26 protein-coding genes and 1 riboswitch are annotated in these 25,818 nt (G+C 57.4%); of the genes, 14 read left to right on the forward strand and 12 right to left on the reverse strand.

Annotation, left to right across the window (positions count from 1 at the left end):
* Positions 1-6: 6 nt before the first annotated feature.
* The 4 genes from yqiA to nudF are packed head-to-tail and all read right to left on the reverse strand — an operon-like array spanning position 7 to position 2,494.
* The gene (gene yqiA, locus ACWYRJ_RS05565; RefSeq protein ID WP_047173609.1) at positions 7-588 is read right to left on the reverse strand and encodes an esterase YqiA; all 582 of its coding nucleotides are present in this window, start codon (positions 586-588) and stop codon (positions 7-9) included.
* A complete protein-coding gene (cpdA, locus tag ACWYRJ_RS05570) occupies positions 588-1,415 on the reverse strand; it encodes a 3',5'-cyclic-AMP phosphodiesterase (protein WP_111963286.1) in 828 nt (275 codons plus the stop codon). Before cpdA ends, yqiA begins: the two co-directional genes overlap by 1 nt.
* A gap of 27 nt (positions 1,416-1,442) precedes the next feature.
* Positions 1,443-1,865: a DUF1249 family protein gene (locus ACWYRJ_RS05575; RefSeq protein WP_014833293.1), complete on the reverse strand. Its 423-nt coding sequence runs from the start codon at positions 1,863-1,865 to the stop codon at positions 1,443-1,445.
* A complete protein-coding gene (gene nudF / locus ACWYRJ_RS05580; RefSeq protein WP_008502974.1) occupies positions 1,862-2,494 on the reverse strand; it encodes an ADP-ribose diphosphatase in 633 nt (210 codons plus the stop codon). Before nudF ends, ACWYRJ_RS05575 begins: the two co-directional genes overlap by 4 nt.
* Before the next feature lie 204 nt (positions 2,495-2,698).
* Here nudF and tolC point away from each other — a divergent pair, with 204 nt between their 5' ends.
* The 3 genes from tolC to ACWYRJ_RS05595 all read left to right on the forward strand — a co-directional run bounded on the left by tolC (position 2,699) and on the right by ACWYRJ_RS05595 (position 6,199).
* The gene (gene tolC, locus ACWYRJ_RS05585; protein WP_111963287.1) at positions 2,699-4,177 is read left to right on the forward strand and encodes an outer membrane channel protein TolC; all 1,479 of its coding nucleotides are present in this window, start codon (positions 2,699-2,701) and stop codon (positions 4,175-4,177) included.
* Positions 4,178-4,367: 190 nt separating this feature from the next.
* Positions 4,368-5,036, forward strand: coding sequence for a DUF1190 family protein (locus ACWYRJ_RS05590; RefSeq protein ID WP_223580518.1), 669 nt, complete (start codon positions 4,368-4,370; stop codon positions 5,034-5,036).
* Between the two features lie 2 nt (positions 5,037-5,038).
* A complete protein-coding gene (locus tag ACWYRJ_RS05595) occupies positions 5,039-6,199 on the forward strand; it encodes a glutathionylspermidine synthase family protein (protein WP_136195072.1) in 1,161 nt (386 codons plus the stop codon).
* Positions 6,200-6,291: 92 nt separating this feature from the next.
* On the opposite strand, the gene ygiD is transcribed toward ACWYRJ_RS05595, so the two are convergent.
* Complete coding sequence (ygiD, locus tag ACWYRJ_RS05600) at positions 6,292-7,080, reverse strand: 4,5-DOPA-extradiol-dioxygenase (RefSeq protein ID WP_115876291.1); 789 nt, start codon at positions 7,078-7,080, stop codon at positions 6,292-6,294.
* Between the two features lie 196 nt (positions 7,081-7,276).
* Here ygiD and zupT point away from each other — a divergent pair, with 196 nt between their 5' ends.
* Entirely contained in the window at positions 7,277-8,050 is a 774-nt protein-coding gene (zupT, locus tag ACWYRJ_RS05605; protein ID WP_033146665.1) for a zinc transporter ZupT, read from the forward strand.
* A gap of 32 nt (positions 8,051-8,082) precedes the next feature.
* Here zupT and ribB read toward each other — a convergent pair whose 3' ends face one another.
* Positions 8,083-8,736, reverse strand: coding sequence for a 3,4-dihydroxy-2-butanone-4-phosphate synthase (gene ribB, locus ACWYRJ_RS05610; protein WP_455507544.1), 654 nt, complete (start codon positions 8,734-8,736; stop codon positions 8,083-8,085).
* 106 nt (positions 8,737-8,842) lie between these two features.
* Positions 8,843-8,993, reverse strand: a riboswitch (FMN riboswitch).
* Between the two features lie 119 nt (positions 8,994-9,112).
* On the opposite strand from ribB, the gene ubiK reads away from it, so the two are divergent.
* The gene (gene ubiK / locus ACWYRJ_RS05615) at positions 9,113-9,409 is read left to right on the forward strand and encodes a ubiquinone biosynthesis accessory factor UbiK (RefSeq protein ID WP_014071796.1); all 297 of its coding nucleotides are present in this window, start codon (positions 9,113-9,115) and stop codon (positions 9,407-9,409) included.
* Between the two features lie 77 nt (positions 9,410-9,486).
* Here ubiK and hldE read toward each other — a convergent pair whose 3' ends face one another.
* The 3 genes from hldE to ACWYRJ_RS05630 are packed head-to-tail and all read right to left on the reverse strand — an operon-like array spanning position 9,487 to position 15,136.
* Positions 9,487-10,917: a bifunctional D-glycero-beta-D-manno-heptose-7-phosphate kinase/D-glycero-beta-D-manno-heptose 1-phosphate adenylyltransferase HldE gene (gene hldE / locus ACWYRJ_RS05620; RefSeq protein WP_455507545.1), complete on the reverse strand. Its 1,431-nt coding sequence runs from the start codon at positions 10,915-10,917 to the stop codon at positions 9,487-9,489.
* Between the two features lie 40 nt (positions 10,918-10,957).
* A complete protein-coding gene (gene glnE, locus ACWYRJ_RS05625) occupies positions 10,958-13,813 on the reverse strand; it encodes a bifunctional [glutamate--ammonia ligase]-adenylyl-L-tyrosine phosphorylase/[glutamate--ammonia-ligase] adenylyltransferase (protein WP_149367614.1) in 2,856 nt (951 codons plus the stop codon).
* A gap of 21 nt (positions 13,814-13,834) precedes the next feature.
* Positions 13,835-15,136: a CYTH domain-containing protein gene (locus ACWYRJ_RS05630; RefSeq protein ID WP_149367613.1), complete on the reverse strand. Its 1,302-nt coding sequence runs from the start codon at positions 15,134-15,136 to the stop codon at positions 13,835-13,837.
* Positions 15,137-15,365: 229 nt separating this feature from the next.
* Here ACWYRJ_RS05630 and ACWYRJ_RS05635 point away from each other — a divergent pair, with 229 nt between their 5' ends.
* Together ACWYRJ_RS05635 and ACWYRJ_RS05640 are read left to right on the forward strand one after the other, a co-directional pair.
* A complete protein-coding gene (locus ACWYRJ_RS05635; protein ID WP_024906484.1) occupies positions 15,366-15,986 on the forward strand; it encodes a TIGR04211 family SH3 domain-containing protein in 621 nt (206 codons plus the stop codon).
* Between the two features lie 60 nt (positions 15,987-16,046).
* On the forward strand, positions 16,047-17,288 hold the full coding sequence (locus tag ACWYRJ_RS05640) for a multifunctional CCA addition/repair protein (RefSeq protein WP_149367612.1): 1,242 nt from the start codon (positions 16,047-16,049) through the stop codon (positions 17,286-17,288).
* A gap of 10 nt (positions 17,289-17,298) precedes the next feature.
* On the opposite strand, the gene bacA is transcribed toward ACWYRJ_RS05640, so the two are convergent.
* Both bacA and folB read right to left on the reverse strand, forming a co-directional pair.
* A complete protein-coding gene (gene bacA / locus ACWYRJ_RS05645) occupies positions 17,299-18,120 on the reverse strand; it encodes an undecaprenyl-diphosphate phosphatase (protein ID WP_008502957.1) in 822 nt (273 codons plus the stop codon).
* 105 nt (positions 18,121-18,225) lie between these two features.
* Positions 18,226-18,594, reverse strand: coding sequence for a bifunctional dihydroneopterin aldolase/7,8-dihydroneopterin epimerase (gene folB / locus ACWYRJ_RS05650; RefSeq protein WP_023333447.1), 369 nt, complete (start codon positions 18,592-18,594; stop codon positions 18,226-18,228).
* A 107-nt stretch (positions 18,595-18,701) separates the two neighbouring features.
* On the opposite strand from folB, the gene plsY reads away from it, so the two are divergent.
* Together plsY and ACWYRJ_RS05660 are read left to right on the forward strand one after the other, a co-directional pair.
* On the forward strand, positions 18,702-19,316 hold the full coding sequence (gene plsY, locus ACWYRJ_RS05655; protein WP_111963295.1) for a glycerol-3-phosphate 1-O-acyltransferase PlsY: 615 nt from the start codon (positions 18,702-18,704) through the stop codon (positions 19,314-19,316).
* 91 nt (positions 19,317-19,407) lie between these two features.
* Positions 19,408-20,874: an MFS transporter gene (locus ACWYRJ_RS05660; RefSeq protein WP_249576915.1), complete on the forward strand. Its 1,467-nt coding sequence runs from the start codon at positions 19,408-19,410 to the stop codon at positions 20,872-20,874.
* Between the two features lie 41 nt (positions 20,875-20,915).
* Here ACWYRJ_RS05660 and ACWYRJ_RS05665 read toward each other — a convergent pair whose 3' ends face one another.
* A complete protein-coding gene (locus tag ACWYRJ_RS05665; protein ID WP_111963297.1) occupies positions 20,916-21,338 on the reverse strand; it encodes a MarR family winged helix-turn-helix transcriptional regulator in 423 nt (140 codons plus the stop codon).
* A gap of 148 nt (positions 21,339-21,486) precedes the next feature.
* Between ACWYRJ_RS05665 and ACWYRJ_RS05670 the strand changes: the two genes are divergently transcribed.
* From ACWYRJ_RS05670 to ureC, 5 genes are all read left to right on the forward strand, one after another.
* Entirely contained in the window at positions 21,487-22,500 is a 1,014-nt protein-coding gene (locus ACWYRJ_RS05670; protein WP_455507546.1) for an alpha/beta hydrolase, read from the forward strand.
* Positions 22,501-22,649: 149 nt separating this feature from the next.
* Positions 22,650-23,477, forward strand: coding sequence for an urease accessory protein UreD (locus tag ACWYRJ_RS05675; RefSeq protein WP_274240894.1), 828 nt, complete (start codon positions 22,650-22,652; stop codon positions 23,475-23,477).
* Positions 23,478-23,487: 10 nt separating this feature from the next.
* The gene (locus tag ACWYRJ_RS05680; protein ID WP_003862556.1) at positions 23,488-23,790 is read left to right on the forward strand and encodes an urease subunit gamma; all 303 of its coding nucleotides are present in this window, start codon (positions 23,488-23,490) and stop codon (positions 23,788-23,790) included.
* Between the two features lie 10 nt (positions 23,791-23,800).
* Positions 23,801-24,115, forward strand: a complete 315-nt coding sequence (locus tag ACWYRJ_RS05685; RefSeq protein ID WP_455507547.1) for an urease subunit beta — start codon at positions 23,801-23,803, stop codon at positions 24,113-24,115.
* On the forward strand, positions 24,108-25,811 hold the full coding sequence (gene ureC, locus ACWYRJ_RS05690; RefSeq protein WP_455507548.1) for an urease subunit alpha: 1,704 nt from the start codon (positions 24,108-24,110) through the stop codon (positions 25,809-25,811). The genes ACWYRJ_RS05685 and ureC overlap by 8 nt, the downstream gene beginning before the upstream one ends.
* Positions 25,812-25,818 lie beyond the last annotated feature (7 nt).

A 25,818-nucleotide genomic window follows, 5' to 3' on the forward strand; every position in this document is an offset into this window, starting at 1 on the left:
TGATTGTCAGTGGCTGTGCAGTCCAAGAAAATCGACAATCTGGGTGAAATGATTCTCAAAGCCCGTGAAAGCATGGTTTCCGCCCTCTTCTATAGTCTGGCGGCAGGAGGCGTAATATGCCACTGCCTGGCGGTAATCCAGCACTTCATCACCCGTCTGCTGCAACAGCCAGATGAGATCCGGCGCCTCAAGCGGGTCGACCTGCATAACTTTGAGATCGTAAATATGGCGTGACTCTAGCACATATTGCTGCCCGGTGTAGGGGTTCTCGTTTTCGCCAAGAAAGTCCCTCAGCAACTCAAATGGCCGAACCGCCGGATTAACCACAACGGCAGGTAGCATGAAGCATTGTGAGAGCCAGGTGGCGTAATACCCGCCCAGCGAGGAACCGACCACACCGAAGGTTTCGCCGCCGTGCGCAAGCACAATGGATTCCAGCATCTCCGCGGCCTCTGCCGGGTAAGGCGGCAGCTGCGGGATAATCATCTCAACGTCGGGGTGATGCTCGCTCAGCCACTGGCGAAACAGTGTCGCTTTTGCGGAGCGCGGCGAGCTGTTGAATCCGTGCAGATAAAGGAGCGTAGACATCAATAGCCTTCTGAAGCGGTATCCGGGCGGAATTTTGCACCGGTCAAACGGCAGACTTCCGTGGTCAGCGTGCCGTCGGCATGCAGTTCCAGCCAGCGCCAGCCTGGCGCAATGGTATCCAGCGTAAAGTTGGCGCAGTGCGGCTTAAACTGAACGCAGGTCGACGGCGTCGCCAGCATGCGGCGCCCGTTCCAGTCGAGATCCTGTTCCTGGTGAATATGTCCACACAGCAGGTTTTTCACTCGCGGGAACTTCGCCAGCACGCGATCCAACGCTGCGGAGTTGCGCAGACTGTGCTGATCGAGCCAGCTACAGCCCGCCGGCAGAGGGTGATGATGAAGCAACAGCAGCGTGTGACGTTCAGGTTCAGCAGCCAGTTTGGTCTCCAGCCAGTCGAGCTGAAACTCGCTTAACTCACCGTGCGGGACGCCAAACACCTGGCTGTCCAGCAGCAGGATCTGCCACTGGTCACCCGCAAAAACACATTTCGCCGGAGAAATACCCGCATCCTGGAGAGAACTGTACATAGCGGGCTGGAAGTCATGATTTCCTGGCAGCCAGACGCAAGGCACGCTAAAGCTCGCGATGCCTTCAGCAAAATGCTGGTAGGCCGCGGAAGATTGGTCCTGCGCCAGATCGCCCGTTGCGACAATCAGATCGCATGCACGGTTTTCGGCGTGAATGGCGCTAAGTACCGCCTGATAACTCTCCCAGGTATTCACCCCCAGCAGCGTTTCATGCTTTTCGGCAAAAAGGTGGGTATCGGTGATTTGTAATATCCTGACTGGCGCCCCACCAGCAACAGTCAGGTTCAACAGGCTTTCCAAATGGTGTCCTTAGGTAGGCTTATGACGCTAACAAACCGGAATCGCCATTGCTCCATGTGCTAAACAATATCTTAGCCAGTCGGCTAAAAACTGGTTAATTTGATGCTTTTCGTCGCGTTGATGCAACTTTTTATTCGGGTAATCATACCGCGCCTTGAAGCGAAAGATCTGCTGGCTTGAACACACTTCAGCGACCATCGCGTCGTGATAGAGGCGTACCGTCATTGACGGCAGGCTCCAGTAGCTAATGCTGGGTGCCGTTTGCTCAATTTCCACCAGCGTAGTGTAGCGCGTTGATTCTGTTATCGTTAAACGATACTGCGCGTTGCTCACCTGATAGCTTACCGTTTCGCCGGGTGCGTCGTTTTTCGGCAGCAGGCGGCGCAATTGTGCGAAATTGGTTTCGCACAGGCGCATCATTTCTGGGAAGTCAGGCGTATAGCGCTTCATTTTTTCCACTCGTTTCGTAATGTCTGATAATGCAGCTGCAGCCATTGCAGGGCGATGACAGACGCTGCGTTGTCGATTTTCCCCTCTTCTACCCACTGATAAGCCTGTTCCCGGCTCACCACATGAACCCGAATATCTTCGTTTTCATCTGCCAGACCGTGGATCCCTTCCGCCGTCGTGGCGTCCACTTCACCCACCATAATGGACAAGCGCTCGCTGGTACCTCCCGGGCTTGCCAGATAGCTCAGCACCGGTTTTGTGCGGCCCACCACCAGCCCGGCCTCTTCCAGCGCCTCGCGTCGGGCGACGTCTTCAACCGTCTCACCCTCTTCGATCATCCCGGCCACCATTTCCAGCAGCCACGGGCTCTCACTGACGTCATAAGCGGCGATGCGGATCTGCTCCACCAGCACAACTTCGTCACGCACTGGGTCAAAGGGTAGCAAGACTGCCGCATGCCCGCGCTCAAAAATTTCGCGTCTGATTTCGCCGCTCATTTCCCCGTTAAACAGACGATGCCTGAAACGGTAAAGATCCATTGAAAAAAAACCGCTATAAAGCGTTTCTCGTGCAATAATTTCTACATCGTTTTTGGCGAATGTCACGGGCAACTTTTCTGGTTTTTGCATGAGTCGAGTCCTGGTAGCAATGGTGATGAAATTGTGAATTTCAAGGCTGTTTGGCTGCCGTTTGTAAGGCTATATGGTAGATTGGTGCAAATTACCGCCAGATGGCACGTAACGCCAACCTTTTGGTGTGGATGATTCTGTTAGAATCGGCAATTATTTTTTAATTAGATCAGCGCTAATACTGCTTCACAACAAGGAATGCAAATGAAGAAATTGCTCCCCATCCTTATCGGCCTGAGCCTGACGGGCTTCAGTGCAATGAGCCAGGCGGAAAACCTGTTACAGGTCTACCAGCAGGCACGTCTGGGCAACCCTGATTTACGTAAATCAGCGGCCGATCGTGATGCTGCGTTTGAAAAGATTAACGAAGCTCGTAGCCCCTTGCTGCCACAGTTAGGTTTAGGTGCAGATTATACCTACAGCAACGGTTTCCGCGACGCTAACGGCGTAAACTCCAATGCTACCAGCGCCTCACTGCAATTAACACAGACGCTGTTTGATATGTCCAAATGGCGTGCCCTGACCCTGCAGGAAAAGAGCGCAGGCATCCAGGATGTGACCTATCAGACCGACCAGCAGACGCTGATCCTGAATACTGCCACGGCGTACTTCAACGTGCTGAGCGCGATTGACGCACTCTCCTACACCGAAGCGCAGAAACAGGCCATTTACCGTCAGTTAGATCAAACCACTCAGCGCTTCAACGTGGGTCTGGTGGCGATCACCGACGTGCAGAACGCCCGTTCACAGTACGACACCGTGCTGGCTAACGAAGTGACCGCGCGTAACAACCTCGACAACGCGCTGGAATCCCTGCGTCAGGTCACCGGCAATTACTATCCTGAGCTGGCCTCCCTGAACGTCGACAGCTTCAAAACAGATAAGCCGCAGGCTGTTAACGCCCTGCTGAAAGAGGCGGAAAACCGCAACCTGACGCTGCTGCAGGCGCGTCTGAGCCAGGACCTGGCCCGCGAGCAAATTCGTCAGGCGCAGGACGGCCATTTGCCAACCCTGAGCCTGAGCGCGTCTACCGGTGTCTCTGATACAACCTACAGCGGCTCTAAAACCAATACGTCCCAGTATGACGACAGCAATATGGGCCAGAACAAGGTGGGCCTGAGCTTCTCCCTGCCGCTGTATCAGGGCGGTCAGGTCAACTCCCAGGTGAAACAGGCGCAGTACAACTTTGTTGGCGCGAGCGAGCAGCTGGAAAGCGCCCACCGCAACGTGGTGCAGACCGTACGTTCCTCCTTCAACAACGTGAACGCCTCAATCAGCAGCATCAACGCCTATAAACAGGCCGTTGTTTCTGCACAGAGCTCCCTGGACGCGATGGAAGCAGGTTACTCGGTCGGTACACGTACTATTGTGGACGTGCTCGATGCGACCACCACGCTGTACAACGCGAAACAGCAGCTCTCCAGCGCGCGTTACCAGTACCTGATTAACCAGCTGAACATCAAACAGGCTCTGGGTACGCTGAACGAGCAAGACCTGCAGATGCTGAACAGCGCGTTGGGCAAACCGGTCTCCACTTCTCCGGACAGCGTTGCACCGGAGAACCCGGAGCAGGTTGCCGCGGTTGATAACTTCAACGCTAACGGCACTACCCCTGCTGCACAGCCTGCTGCCGCGCGCACCACAGCGCCTGCCAGCAAGAGCAATAATCCGTTCCGTAACTAAGAGTGTCATCAGGCCCACTGCGGCCTGATGCCTTCACTCCAGCCCTCTTCCACAGGGAGAGGGCGCATCTGAATCACATCCGAACGTAAGCCAACGTAAAGATCCCCCTGATTCCGCCCCTCTTCGCTTCATTTTCAACCACTCATACTCTATCCTGAGCGTTATTACCACTGGGTCCTGGAAGACAAAGATGAAACGGACAAAAACGATCAATCACGCGTCGTTCCGCAAGAGCTGGAACGCACGTCACCTCACCCCTGTTGCGCTGGCGGTCACGGCTGTCTTTATGCTGGCAGGCTGTGAGAAAAATGACGAAACGGTTTCGCTGTATCAAAACGCGGACGACTGCTCTGCCGCAACCGGCAAAGCCGCCGAATGTAAAACGGCTTACACCAGCGCGCTGAAAGAAGCGGAACGTACCGCGCCGAAATATGCCTCACGCGAAGACTGCGTGGCGGAGTTTGGTGAAGGTCAGTGCCAGCAGGCACCGGCTCAGGCAAGCACCGCACCTGAAAATCAGGCGCAGGCGCAGTCCAGCGGCAGCTTCTGGATGCCACTGATGGCAGGCTACATGATGGGCCGCCTTATGGGCGGTGGTGCAGGCTACCAGCAGCAGCCGCTGTTTAGCTCGAAAAACCCGGCCAGCCCGGCTTACGGTCAATATACCGATGCCAGCGGCAAAGGCTACGGCGCAGCGACCCCTGGCCGCACCGTGACCGTACCGAAAACGGCGATGGCGCCGAAGCCTGCGACCACCAGCACCATCACCCGTGGCGGGTTCGGTGAGTCTGTGGCGAAGCAGACCAGCATGCAGCGCAGCGCGACAGGCACCTCATCTACTCGCTCTATGGGCGGCTGATCATGGAACGAGTCAGTATCACCGAGCGCCCGGACTGGCGCGAAAAAGCCACCGAGTACGGTTTTAACTTCCACACCATGTACGGCGAGCCGTACTGGTGTGAAGACGCCTATTACAAGCTCACGCTGGCCCAGGTTGAGAAGCTGGAAGAGGTAACGGCCGAGCTGCATCAGATGTGCCTGAAGGTGGTTGAAAAAGTCATCGACAGCGACGAGCTGATGGCAAAGTTCCGCATTCCAAAGCACACCTGGAGCTTTGTCCGCCAGTCGTGGAAAACGAATCAGCCTTCGCTTTACTCTCGCCTGGATCTGGCGTGGGACGGCAAAGGTGAACCGAAGCTGCTGGAAAACAACGCCGATACCCCAACGTCCCTGTACGAAGCGGCGTTCTTTCAGTGGATTTGGCTGGAAGACCAGGCCAATGCCGGAAACCTGCCGGAGGGCAGCGACCAGTTCAACAGCCTGCAGGAAAAGCTGATCGAGCGCTTCGCCGAGCTGCGCGAGCAGTTTGGCTTCAACCTGCTGCATCTCGCCTGCTGCCGCGACACGGAAGAAGACCGTGGCACGGTTCAGTATCTGCAGGATTGCGCCGCTGAAGCGGAGGTGGCGACCGAGTTCCTCTATATTGAGGATATTGGCCTCGGTGAAAAAGGTCAGTTCACGGACATGCAGGACCAGGTGATCAGCAACCTGTTCAAGCTCTACCCGTGGGAATACATGCTGCGCGAGATGTTCTCCACCAAGCTGGAAGATGCTGGCGTGCGCTGGCTTGAGCCGGCATGGAAGAGCATTATCTCCAACAAAGCCCTGCTGCCGATGCTCTGGGAGATGTTCCCGAACCATCCGAACCTGCTGCCGGCGTACTTTGCAGAAGATGATTACCCGCAAATGGAGAAGTACGTCGTTAAGCCGATCTTCTCCCGCGAAGGCGCGAACGTGTCGATTATCGAAAACGGCAAGACGCTGGAAGCGGTTGAAGGGCCGTACGGCGAAGAAGGGATGATCGTCCAGGAGTTCTATCAACTTCCAAAATTTGGCGACAGCTATACGCTGATTGGCAGCTGGCTCATCAACGATCAGCCTGCCGGAATTGGCATTCGCGAAGATCGCGCACTGATCACGCAGGATCTGTCGCGGTTCTATCCGCACATTTTCGTGGAGTAAGACTGCGGCCTGATGCCCTCACCCCAGCCCTCTCCACAGGGAGAGGGTGGAAAGACTAAAAACGGCAACCTGACGTTGCCGTTTTGCTTTTATTATCCCACCTGCACCGATAGCATACTCAAACTGCCCATCTCAATACCGTCGACCGGGATCGTAACCGGCTCCTGACCATCCCACGCGCCAAGTACGTACAGCAGCGGCAGGAAGTGCTCCGGGGTCGGGTTAGAAAGCGAACCGCCCTCATGATCCAGATAGTTCACCAGCGGATGCGCCTCAGCCGGCCCCTGCCAGGTCAGGTTCGCTTTAACATAGTCGTTAAAGGCGGTCGCCCACGGGTAGGGCGTATTCTCACCGTGCCAGCGTGCGGTACGCAGGTTATGCACCACGTTGCCGCTCGCCACCAGCATGATGCCTTCATCACGCAGGGTCGCCAGCTTGCGGCCCATCTCCAGATGCCAGGCGGCCGGTTTGGTGCTGTCGATGCTCAACTGCACCATCGGAATATCCGCATCAGGATACATTTTAATAAGCACGCCCCAGGAGCCGTGGTCAAAGCCCCAGGCCTCTTTATCCAGCGTCACAGGGACAGGCGCCAGCAAATCCACCAGCCTTTGTGCCAGCTCGGGCGAGCCGGGGGCCGGATAATGCGTGTCGTAAAGCGCCTGCGGGAAGCCGCCAAAATCATGAATGGTTTTTGGCGCTTCCATGGCGGTCACGCCCGTCCCACGGGTAAACCAGTGCGCAGATACCACCACGATCGCTTTCGGACGCGGTAGCGTCTCGCCCAGATGACGCCAGGCGCGGGTATAGACGTTGTCTTCCAGAACGTTCATAGGGCTACCGTGGCCTAAAAACAGGGCTGGCATACGTGAAGAAGTCATGGTGATATCCTTACGGAAGGTGTCAATTTAATGGTGCTACATTACGCGCAATCCGGCAAAGATGAACGCAGATAAGCGTGAAGATCATCATCAGGAAATTTGAATGTAAGGAATGTGTAAAGCCGGGTTTTCCCCCTCGCTTTGCCAGAAATGAATCATTTATATTAATGAGAATCATTATCATAAGGAGCAATGCATGTCAGTCCCTCTGATCCTGACCATACTGGCGGGCGCCGCGACCTTCATCGGTGCGCTTCTCGGCGTGCTCGGCCAAAAGCCCTCTAACCGCGTGCTGGCCTTCTCACTGGGCTTTGCTGCCGGGATCATGTTGCTCATCTCCCTGATGGAAATGCTCCCTGCCGCGCTGGGCACGGAAGGCATGTCTCCGCTGCTGGGCTACGGCATGTTTGTCTTTGGCCTGCTGGGATACTTTGCCCTCGATCGAATGCTGCCGCACGCCCATCCGCAGGATTTAATGCAAAAAAACGTGACGCCCATGCCGCGCAATATCAAGCGTACCGCCGTGCTGTTAACGCTTGGCATCAGCCTGCATAACTTCCCGGAAGGCGTCGCCACCTACGTGACGGCCAGCAGCAATCTTGAGATGGGCTTTGGCATCGCGTTGGCGGTCGCCTTACACAATATTCCTGAAGGACTGGCCGTTGCCGGACCCGTGTATGCCGCAACGGGATCGAAACGCACCGCGGTGTTCTGGGCCGGTATTTCCGGGATGGCCGAAATCCTTGGCGGCGTGCTGGCCTGGCTGATCCTTGGTAGCCTGGTCTCTCCGGTAGTGATGGCAGCGATTATGGCAGCGGTTGCCGGGATCATGGTTGCGCTTTCGGTGGATGAGCTGATGCCGCTGGCGAAGGAGATCGATCCTAACAACAACCCCAGCTATGGCGTGCTGTGCGGAATGTCGGTGATGGGATTAAGTCTGGTTCTGCTGCAGACCGCAGGAATCGGGTAAAAAAACGCCGGGACATCCCGGCGTTTTTATTATCAGCTGGCTTTGCGCTCGTGCGCCTGGCGATACTCGACCAGATCTTCAATCGTTACCACCGGCATATTGTGCAGACGGGCAAAGGTGATGCACTCCGGCGCGCGCGCCATGGTGCCGTCATCGTTGGTCAGTTCACACAGCACACCGGCAGGTTTGAAGCCCGCCAGCGTCACCAGGTCGATCGTCGCTTCGGTGTGACCGCCGCGGGTCAACACGCCGCCCGCCTGCGCGCGCAGCGGGAAGACGTGGCCTGGACGATGCAGATCGGATGGCTTCGCATCATCAGCAATGGCGGTACGTACGGTAGTCAGACGGTCAGCCGCAGACACACCGGTGGTCACGCCATGCGCCGCTTCAATGGTCACGGTAAAACCGGTACCAAAGGCGCTGGTGTTGTTTTCGACCATCATCGGCAGCTCGAGCTGCTTACGACGATCTTCAGTAATACACAGGCATACGATGCCGCTGCCGTGACGGATGGTCAGCGCCATCTGTTCAACGGTCATGTTTTCGGCGGCGAAAATCATATCGCCTTCGTTTTCACGGTTTTCATTGTCAAGCACCATCACACCGCGGCCTTCGCGCAGTGCATCCAGTGCATGTTCAACACGTTGAGTTGAAGTGCCAAAAGAGGAAAGTAGCGTCTGATTCATGGTAAAAAAACCTCATTAACATTATGGTTACCAGAATCAGGGCAGTCTTAGGAGCGCCGTATAAGCGGCAAAAAGATAACGTGAGCGGGCCCATGCCCGACTTGATCGTTACTCTCTCCCATCCGGACTCTAACCGTCGGCCCCGGAATTACACCGGATCTGCTGACCTTTGAGTATTCACCCAAAGCGCTCGCGGGCTTTCAGCGTCACGCTGATTTACCGCCGGTGGGGAATTTCGCCCCGCCCTGAGAATAAGCGAGATAACTATAACGCTATTGATTATCCTGGGCAATGCATAAGCATCAAACAATTTTGTTTACCCCGGGCATGACGCGCTACAATGGACACTAACACCTTTCCATCAAGGGAAACGACAATGATTGACCCGAAAAAAATTGAGCAGATCGCGCGTCAGGTTCATGAATCTATGCCAAAAGGCATTCGTGAATTTGGTGATGACGTAGAAAAGAAAATCCGCCAGACGCTGCAGGCGCAGTTGGTTCGCCTTGATTTAGTCAGTCGCGAAGAGTTTGACGTGCAGACCCAGGTTCTGCTGCGCACCCGCGAGAAGCTGGCGCTGCTGGAACAGCGTCTGACCGAGCTGGAAAACCGCAATGCGCCGGAAGAAGTGAAGCCGGCACCGGCCATTCCGCCGGTGGATGACCAGGAGTAAGTGCGGCCTGATGCCCTCACCCCAGCCCTCTCCCACAGGGAGAGGGTGAAAAAAAACGGGCCAAACGGCCCGTTTTTTTACTTACTGTCTTTCTGAATCTTCTTGATGATGTTGGTGGTTGAGCACCCGTCCTCAAAGTTGAGCACCATCACCTCGCCGCCGTTGGCCCAGACTTCTTCGCTGCCCGCGATTTGCTCCGGCTTGTAATCGCCGCCTTTCACCAGCAGGTCCGGCAGAATGCCGGCAATCAGGTGCTGCGGGGTATCTTCTTCAAACGACACCACCCAGTCCACCGCTTCCAGCGCACCGAGCACAATCATACGCTGCTCGAGCGGGTTCACCGGACGCGTTTCACCCTTCAGGCGTTTCGTCGAGGCATCGCTGTTGACCGCCACAATCAGGCGATCGCCCAGCTTGCGCGCATTCGCCAGATACGAAACGTGGCCAGCGTGCAGAATGTCGAACACGCCGTTGGTCATCACCACTTTTTCACCACGCTTGCGCGCGGCGGCGACGGCTACCTTCAGCTCGTCTTCGGTCATGACGCCAAAACCAGTATCCGCGCGACCACGCACCGCGTTTTCCAGCTCGATTGGCGAAACGGTTGAGGTCCCGAGTTTACCCACGACCACGCCCGCCGCGGCGTTAGCGAAGTAGCACGCCTCTTCCAGAGAATTACCCGCTGCCAGCGTCGCCGCCAGCACGCCGATCACCGTGTCACCGGCACCGGTCACGTCGTACACTTCCTGCGCCTGGGTTGGCATATGCAGCGGCGCTTTGCCCGGCTGCAGCAGCGTCATCCCCTGCTCGGAGCGGGTCACCAGAAGCGCAGATAATTCGAAGTCAGCAATGATCTTCATGCCGCGCTCAACCAGCTCTTCCTCGGTTTTGCATTTGCCCGCCACCGCTTCAAATTCGGAGAGGTTTGGCGTCAGCAGGGTTGCGCCGCGATAGCGCTCAAAATCGGTCCCTTTCGGGTCGATCAGCACCGGTACGTTGGCTTTACGCGCCAGCTGAATCATCGTCTGCACGCTCGCCAGCGCGCCTTTGGCGTAGTCGGACAGCACCAGCGCGCCGATATTGCCCAGCGCCTGGTTGATACGCTCGTGCAGCGGCTCGGGATCAACGCCTTCGAATCCTTCTTCAAAGTCGAGGCGGATCAGCTGCTGGTTGCGCGACAGCACGCGCAGTTTCGTAATCGTTGGGTGGGTCGGAACAGAAACGAAGTCGCACTTCACGTTCACGTCCGCCAGCGACTTGCTCAGCGCGCGCGCCGCATCGTCGATGCCGGTCAAGCCCACCAGACGCGACTGCGCGCCCAGAGAGGCAATGTTCATCGCCACGTTTGCCGCGCCGCCGGGACGCTCTTCAATGGTGTCGACCTTAACCACCGGTACCGGTGCTTCCGGAGAGATGCGGCTGGTCGGTCCATACCAGTAGCGATCCAGCATCACATCCCCAACAACCATAACTCCAGCACGTTCAAACTCTGGCAGTGTTACTTTCATTCCTGACTCCAGAAAGATTCACAATTTGCGCGCGATAATATCACACTTGATTTGTTACGCACGGTTCCACCAGCCACTTCTGCCAGCTGGCCGTTACCTGAGCGCGTTCTGCGACAAAACAGTCCAGCGCCACGTGCCCCGGCTGCTCCTGCAACGCCAGGTGATGAAGCTCATCGCGAAGCGTCGTGTAGGCGCGGGTTAAAGCCTGCGCCTCCTGCTCGTCCATGATGTCGTTTTGCGCCAGCAGTTCCAGAATGCGCACGTTATCCGACCAGCGGGTCAGCTTCGGCTTGTCGTGGGCGTGAAGCAGCACCAGATACTGGGTAATGAACTCAATATCGGTAATCCCGCCCTCGTCGGCTTTAATATCAAAGCGATCGCGGTGTTTATTGCCCAAGTGCGCGCGCATTTTTTCGCGCATCTCGCGCACTTCCGTTTGCAGCGTGCTGCCATCACGCACGGTAGTCATAACCTCCTTGCGGATGACGTCAAACTGCGTTTTGAGCTGCGGATCGCCATACACCACGCGAGCGCGCACCAGCGCCTGATGTTCCCATGTCCAGGCTTCATTCTTCTGGTAATCGGCGAAGGACTCCGTCGAGGTGACCAGCATGCCCGCCGCGCCGGACGGACGCAGGCGCGCATCGACTTCATACAAAATGCCCGACGAGGTGCGGGTGCTGAACAGGTGCATGATGCGCTGCGCCAGGCGCAGGTAGAACTGACGCCCGTCAATTTCACGCTCACCGTCGGTCATCACGTCAACCGGGCAGTCGTGCAGGAAGATTAAATCCAGATCGGAGCTGTATCCCAGCTCCCAGCCGCCGAGCTTGCCGTAACCCACCACGGCAAACCCTCGCCCCTCACGATCAGCAAGGTGCTTCGGCTGGCCGTAGCGGGCCACCATCTGCACCCACGCCTGCTGCACTACCGCGTCGATGATCGCCTCCGCGAGCCAGGTTAAGTGATCGCTCACTTTCATCACCGGCAGCGTTCCGGCGATGTCCGCCGCCGCCACGCGCAGCATCTGAGCCTGCTTAAACTGGCGCAGCGCCTCCAGCTGCTGCTCTTCGTCTTCTTCCGGCACGCGCAGCAGATACTGACGCAGCTCGTCCCGGTAGGCATCCGTCGCCGTGGGTTGATACAGCGTATTCGGGTCGAGCAGTTCATCCAACAGCAGCGGATAGCGCGCCAGCTTGTTGGCCACCATCGGCGAGGCGGCGCAGAGCGTAATCAGATGCTTCAGCGCCCCCGGGAACTCGCTCAGAAGCTCCAGATACGTGGTGCGCGTAATAATCCCGCTCAGCAGCGGCATCATGCGCGACAGCGGCACCGGCGCGTCCGCCCGCGAGCAGACCTCGCTCAGCAGATGCGGCATCAGGTGATCCAGCACCTGACGACCACGCGGGCCGATTGCCCGTTTGTTCAGTTCGAGACGGAAATCCGCGATCAGCGCCACCACGCGATGGCGGGCGTCGTCGGTTAAATGCGTCAGTACCGGCGTGGTGTCATCTTCCTGAAGCGCGTCCTGCCACAGCTCGCGCCAGTGCTCGGAAAGCGCATCGTCCTGCGATTCACTTTCGTCATCACCGATCAGCTCGTTAAAGATGCGGCGCACGCCCGCCATGTGAGCGTCCAGCCGTTCGGTCAGCGTAGACCAGTCATCCACGCGCATGCCCCAGGCCAGGCGCGCCCGATTAAGATCATCGCCCGGCAGGGTCTGGGTCTGTTCGTCGTTGATGCTTTGCAGCAGGTTTTCCAGACGTCGCAGGAAAAGATAGGCCTCGCGCAGGGTTTGCGCGTCGCCGTCCGGCAGCAGATGAAGCTGCTCGATGGCGCTCAGCGTCGGCAATAGCGAGCGGGACTGTAACGACGGCTCACGCCCGCCGCGAATAAGCTGGAAGACCTGAACGATAAATTCGATTTCGCGAATACCGCCCGCGCCGAGCTTGATGTTGTCCTTAAGCCCGCGACGGCGAACCTCACGGGCGATCATCCCTTTCATATTACGCAGGGACTGGATGACGCTGAAGTCGATATAGCGACGGAACACGAACGGGCGCAGCATGGCGCGCAGTTCGTTAGCGTAAGCGTCGTCGCTGTCGCCCATGATCCGCGCTTTGACCATCGCATAGCGCTCCCAGTCGCGCCCCTGCTCCTGGTAGTAATCCTCCAGCGCGGCAAAGCTCAGCACCAGAGGTCCACTGTCGCCAAACGGACGCAGGCGCATGTCCACGCGGTAAACAAAGCCGTCCTGCGTCGGCTGATCCAGCGCCTTAATCAGACGCTGACCGAGGCGGGTAAAGAACTGGGCGTTGTCCAGCTCGCGACGACCGCCGCGCGTGGAGCCGTTCTCGGGCCACGCGAAAATCAGGTCGATATCGGAGGAGAAGTTCAGTTCGCAGCCGCCCAGCTTGCCCATCCCCAGAATCAGCAGCGGCTGAGGAACCCCTTCCTCGCTGCACGGCGTGCCCCACTCTTTACAGCAGGCGGCATAGAGCCAGTCGCGCGCGGCGACAATCAGCGTTTGCGCCAGCTCGCTTAACTGCTGCAGCGTGCTCTCTTCGCTCACCAGCTCCAGCGCCTGAGCCCAGGCAATGCGCACCATCACCCGACGGCGGAAATGGCGCAGGACGCGCATCAGCGTCGCTTCATCCGCTACGTCTTCGAGTGCGGCCTGCAGCCAGCCGGCATAGTGCCGCCACTCGTCCGCCTGCGGCGGTGCGTTTTCAAGCTCCGCCAGCCAGTCCGGGTAGACGGCGATGCTTTCCTGCACAAAATCACTGAAGGCGAGCACGCTCTTCGCCTGCTCGCTTAACGATGACGCCGGTAATGACTCAGGCAGACGTTCGCAAACGTTCTGCCACTGCTGCTGTAACGCTGAAGAAAGCGGCATTATAGGGGTTCCTTGCCAGAGTTAACGTTTTCCGCTGTGCAGCCAGTACGGATCCTGCGAAATGGCCTCGTTACGGAAATGCTCTATCTCGATATGCTGACGGGTTTCGATGGCATGCTTCAGCCCCTGCCAGTTTTCCAGCCACGCCTGCGCCTTTGGACCATCGTAGGCACCGGAAAGGAGCAGCATGCTGTCGATGTTGCGCGAAAGACGGGGAAGCTGATCGCCATACTTATCGCCGAGCGGATACGCAAAGGTGCTTTTCAGTTCGGCCGCATGACGGGAAAGATGAATATCTGCGAAACGTTTAAAGTTTTCCGCGATTTTGGCCTCGGCTTTCGCATCCAGGAAGGCGTGCCAGCCGCGCGTCACCAGAAACTCGGTCAGCGCCAGTTTTGCCGAAGCGGCCTGCGGGCTGTAGATCGCCGTTTGCGCCGAGACGTCCGAGAGCATCAGCGTTTCGGTTTGCGTCAGCAGATCGCGTAAGTGAGCGCTCGCTTTGCGAGGAACGATACCGCCGAACAGCGCCAGGGTATGGCGCACCAGGGCAATCGCCGCGAGCACGTGGGATTTCGCGTTTTTCACATTTCGCACCCACAGCTCTTCGTGGTACTGCCACTGAGAAAGCGCCAGCTCCAGCGCGGCTTCCAGACCCTGTTCAACGCTGGCTTTCGGCGCAACGTGCAAAATGGTCGTCTCTTTCAGCACGCGTGGCGCATTTCCGGCGGCCAGATGGTAACCCCGCGCGGCTTTGCTCAAGCTCCCCTGGCGTAATCCGGAATGGTTCACCAGCCTGCGCGCCAGCTTCAGAACGTCATTTGCGTCCCCTTCCAGCAGCTCAAGCTCCAGTTCGCAAATCGGTTCCTGGAATTCCCCTGCCTTCACCTCACCCAGATCGAGGGCGATTTCGATGCGGCTGTTGCCTTCCGTCACCAGCCATTTCTCGCGCCAGAAATCTGTGCTGAACAGCGGCTGTACCTGTTCCGCCAGCGCGGAAGGCAGCTCGCCTTCCGGCCAGACTTCCGCCGGGAAACGTTCCAGCTCAAGTTCTGGCTTACTGATGTCGATATTGTATTCCGGGCGCTGATGTAAACCGCCGACCACGCGGCCGGCAATTTTCATCGTCATCTCGTAGCGCCCGCTCGCGCCACGGATGCGCAGCCCCATATCGTGGCGGCGCAGCCAGTTGTCTGGCGTTTCGTAATAGATATTAAGCAGTTGTACCGGTGCATGGTGTTCGCCGGAAAGCGTATGCAGATGCTGGCGGAGTGCGTCAACGCTGTCTTTTTCGACGATAAATTTTAATTCGATTTCCTGAGCCATAGCCTTGTACTTTTGCGGGCGTCACAGACGCGTCAATGAGGGCGAACTTCCTCGCCATTTATTTGTCAGTACATAGTATTTTGCGCCAAATTGCCATGCAATGAGCAATTTGTCGGGCGTAAATGTGTAGAGTCGTGACACAGATGATTCTGATTGCTGACGAATGCTTTGCGTAGAGACACTGTTGCCACTACTATCGTTCCACTATTTATGAAAATAACGACTAATGATGCTTAAATTACGCCTGATTGGACTTACTTTACTCGCTTTTAGCGCCGCAACCGCAGTGCACGCTGAAGAAAAGCGTTACGTTTCTGACGAACTGAACACCTGGGTACGCAGTGGCCCCGGAGATAATTACCGCCTCGTGGGCACGGTGAATGCCGGCGAGGAAGTCACCCTGTTACAGACCAACGCGGACACCAATTACGGTCAGGTTCGCGACAGTACCGGTCGTACTTCCTGGATCCCGCTGAAAGAGCTCAGCACCGTGCCAAGCCTGCGCACGCGCGTTCCCGATCTGGAAAACCAGGTAAAGACCCTGACCGACAAGCTGAACAACATCGACGGCACCTGGAACCAGCGCACCGCTGAAATGCAGCAGAAAGTAGCGCAAAGCGACGGTGTGATTAACGGTCTGAAAGAAGAGAACCAGAAACTGAAAAACGAGCTGATTGTCGCGCAGAAGAAAGTGAATGCCGCCAATCTGCAGCTCGACGATAAACAGCGCACCATCATCATGCAGTGGTTTATGTATGGCGGCGGCGTGCTGGGCGTCGGTCTGGTGCTGGGCCTGGTTCTGCCGCACCTGATCCCAAGCCGTAAGCGTAAAGACCGCTGGATGAACTAATTCGTCTTCTCTGCCAGACTTACGTATCATTCTGGAAAAGAGAAAACGGGAGAGTTGGGCGTGAAAAGTTATCTGGTCGGTGGTGCGGTACGTGATGCGTTGTTAGGTCTGCCGGTCAAAGATAAAGACTGGGTGGTGGTTGGCGCCACCCCGGAAGAGATGCTCGACGCGGGCTACCAGCAGGTAGGCCGCGATTTTCCCGTATTCCTCCACCCGAAAAGTCGTGAAGAATATGCACTGGCGCGTACCGAGCGGAAATCGGGTTCGGGCTACACGGGCTTTACCTGCTATGCCGCGCCGGACGTCACGCTGGAGGAAGATCTTCTGCGCCGCGATCTCACCATCAACGCGCTGGCGCAGGACGAGAACGGCCAGATCGTTGACGCTTATGGCGGCCAGGACGATCTGCGCAACCGTCTTTTACGTCACGTCTCCCCGGCGTTTTCTGAAGATCCGCTCCGCGTCCTGCGCGTGGCGCGCTTTGCCGCACGCTACGCCCATCTCAGCTTCCGTATTGCCGATGAAACCATGGCGCTGATGACCGCCATGACCGAGGCGGGCGAGCTTGAACACCTGACGCCAGAGCGCGTCTGGAAAGAAACGGAAAATGCTCTCACAACGCGCAACCCGCAGGTCTTTTTCCAGGTCCTTCGCGACTGCGGCGCGCTGAAGGTGCTGTTCCCGGAAATAGACGCGCTGTTTGGCGTGCCTGCTCCGGCGAAATGGCACCCGGAAATTGATACCGGCGTACACACGCTGATGACCCTGAGCATGGCGGCCATGCTCAGCCCTGACGTGGACGTGCGCTTTTCCACCCTGTGCCACGATCTCGGCAAAGGCCTAACGCCAAAAGAGCTTTGGCCTCGGCATCACGGGCACGGCCCGGCAGGGGTGAAGCTTGTCGAAGGGCTGTGCCAGCGCCTGCGCGTGCCGAACGAAATCCGCGATCTGGCGAAACTGGTCGCTGAATTTCACGATTTGATCCACACCTTCCCCATCCTCAAACCGGCCACCATCGTTAAGCTTTTCGATAACATCGACGCCTGGCGCAAACCGCAGCGCGTGGAGCAGATTGCGCTCACCAGCGAGGCTGACGTACGCGGGCGTACCGGGTTTGAAGCGTGCGATTATCCGCAGGGGCGTTTACTGCGTAAAGCCTGGGAGGTAGCAAAAGCGGTGCCGACGAAGGACGTTGTCGAGGCGGGATTCAAAGGTCCGGAAATTCGCGAAGAACTCACGAAACGGCGAATTCAGGCGGTGTCTGACTGGAAGGAAAAACACTGCCCTCAGCCAAAAGACTGAGGGCTATCGGTCAGAAGAAGACCACGTACACCGCAGCGGCAACGATAAAGCGATAGATCGCGAACGGAATGAACGAGATACGCTTAATCAGCTGCAGGAAGGTTTTGATGGCAATCAGCGCCACGATAAACGCGGTGATGAAGCCAACGGCAAACATCGGAATGTCGCCCGTAGTGAGGAAACCGATGCTTTTATAGAGGTCAAGCGCGGTGGCACCCATCATCATCGGCACCGCCAGCAGGAACGAGAACTCTGACGCGGCGTAACGGCTTACGCCCATCAGCATCCCGCCGGAGATGGTTGCGCCTGAACGCGAGAAGCCCGGCCACAGCGCCAGACACTGGAAGCAGCCAATGATAAACGCCTGACGATACGTCATATCGTCCAGCCCTTCCGCGCGCGGCGTTTTTGGCTTCAGCACTTCCGCGGCGATCAGCAGGAAGCCGCCCACCACCAGCGCGTACATCACGTTAATCGGGTTAAACAGCGATTTGATGGCGTCGTGGAAAACCAGACCCAGCACCACCGCCGGGATCATCCCGAGCAAAATATGGATCAGCGACAGGCGACCTTTACTCATCCCTTCGTGCTGCGGCGGACGGCCAAAATGGATACCGATCAGGCCAAACAGACGGCGCCAGAACATCACCACCACCGCCAGAATCGAACCCAGCTGGATAACCACTTCAAACGTTTTGGCGGTATCGCCTTCAAAGCCCAGCAGATGGCCAACGATAATCATATGGCCGGTACTGGAAACCGGTAAAAACTCCGTCAATCCTTCGACCACACCCAGTATTGCCGCCACCAGCAGCGAGTGCATATCGCTCATCTATAAACCCCTAAAAAGATATAAAAAAACGGTCGCCCCAACGGCTACCGTGAAAGATACAGCTTTAAGACCGGTATAACCTAAATTGGTTTAGCAATTATGACGTTAATTCTTGCCTTTCAGATTTGTGCCACGCTCAATGATGACGCCAACGTTGGCGGCTCGCGCCACCGCGCCCGGCTTGCTCAGCTTGATGCGCACCCACGGTGAGTTGAATTTTTTCAGCAGCAATTCTGCGACTTCTTCCGCCACCCGTTCGACCAGCGCAAAACGCTGCCCTTCAACGTGGGCGATGACCGTTTCACTGATGTCGGCATAGCTGAGACAGTCGTTCACGTCATCGCTTTTTGCCGATTTGCGATTATCCCATCCCATTTCGATATCGAACACCAGCTTCTGCTCGATGGTCTGTTCCCAGTCGTAAACACCAATTGTGGTGATTACCGAAAGTTGCTCTATAAATACAATATCCATCACGACCTGCCTGCTTTTTGGCTAAACCGGATACCACTTCCGGCGAATTATGCGTATTATCCACAGATGCTGAGAATACAGATACATTTTCAAAACGGAACAGCGTTATGAGTGCAATCGCGCCTGGAATGATCCTCCTCGCCTATCTTTGCGGCTCAATCTCCAGCGCCATTCTGGTCTGCCGCATCGCCGGGTTACCCGACCCGCGTGAAAATGGTTCCGGGAATCCGGGGGCGACCAACGTACTACGAATTGGTGGCAAGGGAGCAGCCGTAGCGGTTTTGATTTTTGATGTTCTGAAAGGGATGCTGCCCGTCTGGGGCGCGTATGCGCTGGGCGTCACGCCGTTCTGGCTGGGGCTTATTGCTATTGCGGCATGTGTCGGCCACATCTGGCCCGTATTCTTCGGTTTTAAAGGTGGCAAAGGCGTGGCGACCGCCTTTGGTGCCATTGCGCCTATCGGCTGGGACCTAACCGGCGTGATGGCCGGGACCTGGCTACTGACCATTCTGCTGAGCGGCTATTCGTCGCTGGGCGCCATCGTCAGCGCGCTGATCGCCCCGTTCTACGTCTGGTGGTTTAAACCTCAGTTCACCTTCCCTGTGTCGATGCTCTCCTGCCTTATCCTGCTGCGTCATCACGATAATATTCAGCGCCTGTGGCGTCGTCAGGAGACCAAAATCTGGACGAAGCTCAAGAGGAAGAAAAAAGACGCGCCGTAAGGGTTAGTTATGCCTTATAGCCAAATGTGATTTTGGTCACCTTCTGCCTGTGGTAACTGTTAATGACACAACACAACCACATTAGAAGAAAATGGCTGAAATCACAGAAACAACTCCCCTTTCAACGGCAGAAAAACACCCCGATGGCGACATCAAGTGGGTGCGCAGCGCTTCGGATGTATCACGCCTCGTTAATGACGGCTCACAGGGCCGGGCCAATGCCCGCATCGTGGTCGGTATCGCGCTGGGCGGGATTTTCCTCGATGCTTACGATCTGGGCGCGCTGGCCTTCGGCATAAAAGATATCACCCGCGAATTTAACCTGACGCCCGCCGGGACCGGTATGGTGGCCTCGGCAATTACCTTTGGCGCGATTGTCGGGGCGCTGCTCGGCGGTTACCTCACGGATAAAATCGGGCGCTACCGCGTTTTTATGGCTGATATGGTGTTCTTCGTGGTGGCCGCCATCGCCTGTGCGCTGGCCCCGAACGAATATGTGCTGGCGGGTGCCCGCTTTGTGATGGGGCTTGGGGTCGGGATCGACCTTCCCGTGGCGATGGCGTTTTTAAGCGAGTTCGCCAGGCTGAAAGGTCCGGGAAACAAAGCCTCCAGCGTCGCGATGTGGTGCCCCACCTGGTATGCCGCCATCAGCGTCTCCTACCTGCTGGTGCTGTTCTTCTACGCCGTGCTGCCGGAAAGCCACAGCGACTGGCTGTGGCGTTTAATTCTCGGCTTTGGTGCAGTGCCAGCGCTGGTGATTATCGCCATCCGCAGCCGCTATATGAGCGAATCGCCGGTATGGGCGGCGAATCAGGGCAATCTGAAGGAGGCGGCGTCGATTTTGCGGCAGTCGTACAATATTAACGCCCACGTCCCGCAGGATGCGCTCGGCCAGCCTGCACCCGTCGTGAATAAAGCGAAATGGTCAAACTATCTGAATCTGTTTCGCGGCGTCTACTTACGCCGCACGACGCTCGCCACGCTGCTGTCCGTCGTCTCGTCGTTTGCCTATAACGCCGTGGCGTTTGGCCTGCCTGTGATCATCTCCAGCTTCTTTGTCCAGTCGATGCTCACCACCATTCTCATTTCTCTGGCGCTTAACCTGCTGTTTGCCTTCGTCGGCGGACTGCTGGCGGTACGCTATGTGCCGCGCTTCGGCGCCTGGCGGATGTCGCTTGCGGGTTATGCCTGCCAGCTTGTCGCATTGCTTGGCCTGGCGCTGATTGGCCGACCGGAAGGTGCCTCTGAAGGCGTGCTTGCCGTGGCGATGCTGGCGCTATTCCTTTTCGGTCAGGGCTTTGGCCCGGGCGCGCATACCATGACGTTCGCCTCGCTGAGCTACCCGACCTCGCTGCGCGGCGTGGGCGTGGGTCTCAACCAGACGCTGATGCGCAGTAGTTCTACGCTGTCGCTGTTCCTGTTCCCGCTGCTGGTGGCGTCGCTCGACACCGCCGTGTTCTGGGTGATTGCGCTGGCGCCGTTTATCGGCCTGGCATCGCTGCTGGCGATCCGCTGGGAGCCGTCCGGGTATGATGTGGATGCGGAGGACTATCGGTAACGACACATCGCTTCGGTGGGTTCCCCCCCACCGAAGGGTTCTTACAAATCGTCCAGCAGCGTTCGGGAAAGTTTTTTTAGCATATCAAGCTCATCATCGTTCATCCGCATGCTGCAGCGAATCTGGTCCGGCAATGCCATCACCCGTTTTTTCAGTTCTTTCGCCTTATCGGTCAGCACGACATTTTTCATCCTTTCATCCCCCACAACCGCGATACGGTTGAGGAATCCTTTTGCCTCAAGCTTTTGTACAAGCGGCGTCAATGTGCCCGAATCAAAAAACGTCTTATCGCTGAGATCGCGAAGTGGAATGTTGTCTTTCTCATAAAGCGCCATCAAAACAACGAATTGCGGGTAGGTCAAATCCATCTCTTGTAGTAGGGGACGATACTGGCGAACAAACGCATTGGTGACCGAGTACAGCGAGAAGCAAAGTAAATCATCTAGCGTTTTGTTTTCTTTCATTTTTCTATCAACTCCGAATCTGTTGCCTAAAAAAAATTATAAATAATGTTTGACTAAAAGTATCTTGCGCGCAAGTATTATGCCAGCAACTAAGTAGCACGATATTTAGTTATCTCATCCGATCAAATGCGCTTAAAGAGGTACCACCATGAAAACACTAACCGCCATCCTGGTTTCTTCCGTCTTCGCGTCAGCTGCTGCATCCGCTCAAACCACCAATACCCCAGCTCCGACCGCAGGCGTACAGGCGTTTCTTAATGTTTTGAATTCCGGCAAGGGTAAGCCAATGGAACAGATGACCCCGCAGGAGGCCCGGCAGGTACTGATCGGCGCGCAGCAAGGCGCAAAACTGCCGCCCGCTCAGGTTTCAGAAAAAACGATCCAGGTAAATGGTCAGGCGATCAAACTGAAAATAGTGAAACCTGAAAACGCGACCGGCACGCTCCCGGCATTTATGTTCTTCCACGGCGGCGGTTGGGTGCTGGGCGATTACCCAACCCATGAACGCTTAATCCGCGATCTGGTTCGCGCATCAGGCGCCGCAGCGGTTTACGTTGATTACACGCCGTCACCTGAGGCCCATTTCCCGGTGGCCATCAATCAGGCCTATGAAGCGACAAAATGGGTAGCCGAACACGGTCAGGAAATTGGCGTGGACGGTAGCCGTCTGGGTCTGGTCGGTAACAGCGTGGGCGGCAATATGGTGGCTTCCGTGGCGCTGCAGGCAAAACAATTTAATGGGCCAAAAATTCGCTACAACGTCATGCTCTGGCCTGTGACCGATGCGAATTTTGATACTTCCTCGTATAACCAGTTCGAGAACGGCTATTTCCTGTCGAAAAACATGATGAAATGGTTCTGGGATAACTACACCACCAGCGCTGCCGACCGCAACAATATCCTGGCCTCTCCGCTTCGCGCCAGCGCCGCGCAGTTGAAAGGTTTCCCGGAGACGCTGATTCAGACAGCTGAGCTGGACGTTCTGCGGGATGAAGGTGAAGCATTCGGGCGTAAGCTGGATGCGGCTGGCGTCCCGGTGACCGTCACGCGCTATAACGGCATGATCCACGATTACGGCCTGCTTAACCCGCTGAGCCAGGAGCCAACGGTTAAAGTTGCCCTGGAGCAGGCAGGCGCAGCGCTGCATGAGCACCTGAAATAACGGCATCGCGATGTTTGTCAGACAGCACGTCCCCCGGGGCGTGCTTTTTTGTTTCGTCTTAACCGCCATCCATAAGCGACTCATATGACAGCCTTCATTTCTGCCAGGGCATACTGAAACGACCCCGATGATGAGCAGATGGATGCAGCATGTTAGCAGCTCAGGTCACTGATAATTCGTACAAAGGCTGGCAGGCGTCGCTTGCCCTGCAGTTTTGTCACACCCCTGAGAAAACCCTACTGCACTCCGCTCATCACGTCGGGCCGCTTACCGTTCAGCGTCCATTTTATCCCGAAGGGGAAACCTGCCACCTTTATCTGCTGCACCCGCCCGGCGGAATTGTGGGCGGCGATACGCTGGACATTTCCGTTCGGCTGGACGCCAAAAGCCATGTGCTTATCACGATGCCCGGCGCCAGCAAGTTCTATCGCAGCAGCGGCCCGCAGGCTCGTCTGAGTCAGCATTTTTATCTCGAGGAAGATTCCACGCTGGAGTGGCTGCCGCAGGACACCATTATCTTCCCCGGGGCAAATGCCGCGCTGCGCTCCGTCTTCCACCTGAAGACCTCCAGCACGCTGCTGGCGTGGGAGCTTTATTGTCTGGGGCGCCCGGTGATCAATGAGACCTTCAGCCACGGCACGCTGGAGAGCCGCCTTGAAGTCTGGGTTGAGGATGAACCGCGCCTGATTGAGCGTCAGCACCTTGCCGACGGCAATCTCACGCCCGTCGCCGGATATCCATGGCTCGGCACGCTGCTGTTCTATCCGGCCAATGAAGAACATCTCGACACGGTACGCGAACGGCTCGCGCCGCTGGAACACTTTGCGGGGGCAACGCTCACCGACGATCTGCTTTCGGTGCGTTTTCTCTCCGATGACAACCTGATTTGCCAGCGGGTGATGCGCGACGTCTGGCAGTCGCTTCGCCCGCTTCTCACCACCAAAACCGCCTGTTCGCCGCGTATCTGGCAGACATAAGAGAAACGTTATGGAACTGACCCCCAGAGAAAAAGACAAGCTGTTGCTGTTCACCGCCGCGCTGGTTGCCGAACGCCGCCTTGCGCGCGGGGTAAAGCTTAATTACCCGGAATCGGTCGCGCTGATCAGCGCCTTCATCATGGAGGGCGCGCGCGATGGCGAAACCGTCGCCTCGCTGATGGAGGCGGGCCGCCACGTCCTGACGCGCGATCAGGTAATGGAAGGCGTGCCGGAGATGATCCCGGATATTCAGGTCGAAGCCACCTTCCCGGACGGTTCGAAGCTCGTCACCGTCCATAACCCGATCGTCTAAGGAGCGCGCGATGATCCCAGGTGAATACCAGATCCAGCCCGGAACGATTGCGATCAACGTCGGGCGTGAAATCCAAAGCGTGGTTGTCGAAAATCACGGCGACAGGCCGATCCAGGTCGGATCGCATTACCACTTTTACGAGGTCAACCCGGCCCTGAAGTTCGAGCGGGAAGCCACCAAAGGCTACCGGCTGAATATCCCGGCGGGCACCGCCGTGCGCTTCGAGCCCGGCCAGAAGCGTGAGGTGACGCTGGTTCAGGTCACGGGCGCGCAGCGCATTTTCGGCTTTCGCGGCGAGGTGATGGGCGAGGTGAAACATGGCTGAGATTTCACGCCGGGCATATGCCGATATGTTCGGCCCCACCACCGGCGATAAAGTGCGGCTGGCCGACAGCGAGCTGTGGATCGAAGTGGAAGACGATCTCACGGTCTACGGCGAAGAGGTCAAATTCGGCGGCGGAAAGGTGATCCGCGACGGCATGGGTCAGGGGCAGATGACCGCAGACGACTGCGTGGATCTGGTTCTCACCAACGCGCTGATCGTCGATCACTGGGGGATCGTAAAAGCCGATATCGGCGTAAAGAACGGGCGGATCTTCGCCGTCGGCAAAGCCGGTAATCCGGACATTCAGCCCGGCGTGACGATCCCGATTGGCGCGGCAACGGAAGTGATTGCCGCCGAGGGGAAGATCGTCACCGCGGGCGGGATCGACACCCACATCCACTGGATCTGCCCGCAGCAGGCGGAAGAGGCGCTGGTCTCCGGCGTCACGACCATGATCGGCGGCGGCACCGGCCCCGCAGCGGGCACCAACGCCACCACCTGCACGCCGGGGCCGTGGTATATCGCCCGCATGCTGCAGGCTGCGGATACGCTGCCGGTGAATATCGGCCTGCTCGGCAAAGGTAACGGCTCCAACCCGGACGCCCTGCGCGAGCAGATTGCCGCCGGCGCTATCGGGCTGAAGATCCACGAAGACTGGGGCGCGACGCCTGCGGCGATCAACTGCTCGCTGGAGGTGGCCGAAGAGATGGATATTCAGGTGGCGCTGCACAGCGACACGCTGAACGAGTCCGGGTTTGTCGAAGACACGCTGGCGGCCATCGCAGGGCGCACCATCCACACTTTCCATACCGAAGGCGCAGGCGGCGGCCACGCGCCGGATATCATCACCGCCTGCGCGCACCCGAATATTCTGCCCTCCTCCACCAACCCGACTCTGCCCTACACGGTGAATACCATCGACGAGCATCTCGACATGCTGATGGTTTGCCATCACCTCGATCCGGATATCGCCGAGGACGTAGCGTTTGCCGAATCCCGCATTCGCCGGGAGACCATCGCTGCCGAAGATGTCCTGCACGATATCGGCGCGTTCTCGCTAACCTCGTCAGACTCGCAGGCCATGGGCCGCGTCGGGGAAGTGATTATCCGTACCTGGCAGGTTGCGCACCGCATGAAGATCCAGCGCGGCGAGCTGCCGGAAGAGACCGGCGATAACGACAACTTCCGCGTGAAGCGCTACGTCGCCAAATACACCATAAACCCGGCGCTGACCCACGGTATCGCCCATGAGATCGGTTCGATTGAGGCGGGCAAGCTGGCGGATCTGGTGGTCTGGTCCCCGGCGTTCTTCGGCGTCAAACCCGCCGCCATCGTCAAGGGCGGGATGATCGCCTGCGCGCCGATGGGCGATATCAACGCCTCGATCCCCACGCCGCAGCCGGTGCATTACCGCCCGATGTTTGGCGCGTTGGGCGCCGCGCGCCACGCCACCCGGCTGACGTTTATCTCGCAGGCCGCCAGTGAGAACGGCATCCCGCAGCAGCTCAGCCTGCAGAGCGCCACGGCGGTGGTAAAAGGCTGCCGGACGGTGAAAAAGGCCGACATGATCCACAACAGCCTGCAGCCCAATATCACCGTCGACTCGCAAACCTACGAGGTGCGCGTCGACGGCGAACTGATTACCAGCGAACCGGCTGACGTTCTGCCGATGGCGCAACGCTATTTCCTGTTTTAAGGAGTGA

The sequence above is a fragment of the Enterobacter sp. genome, assembly GCF_977039595.1.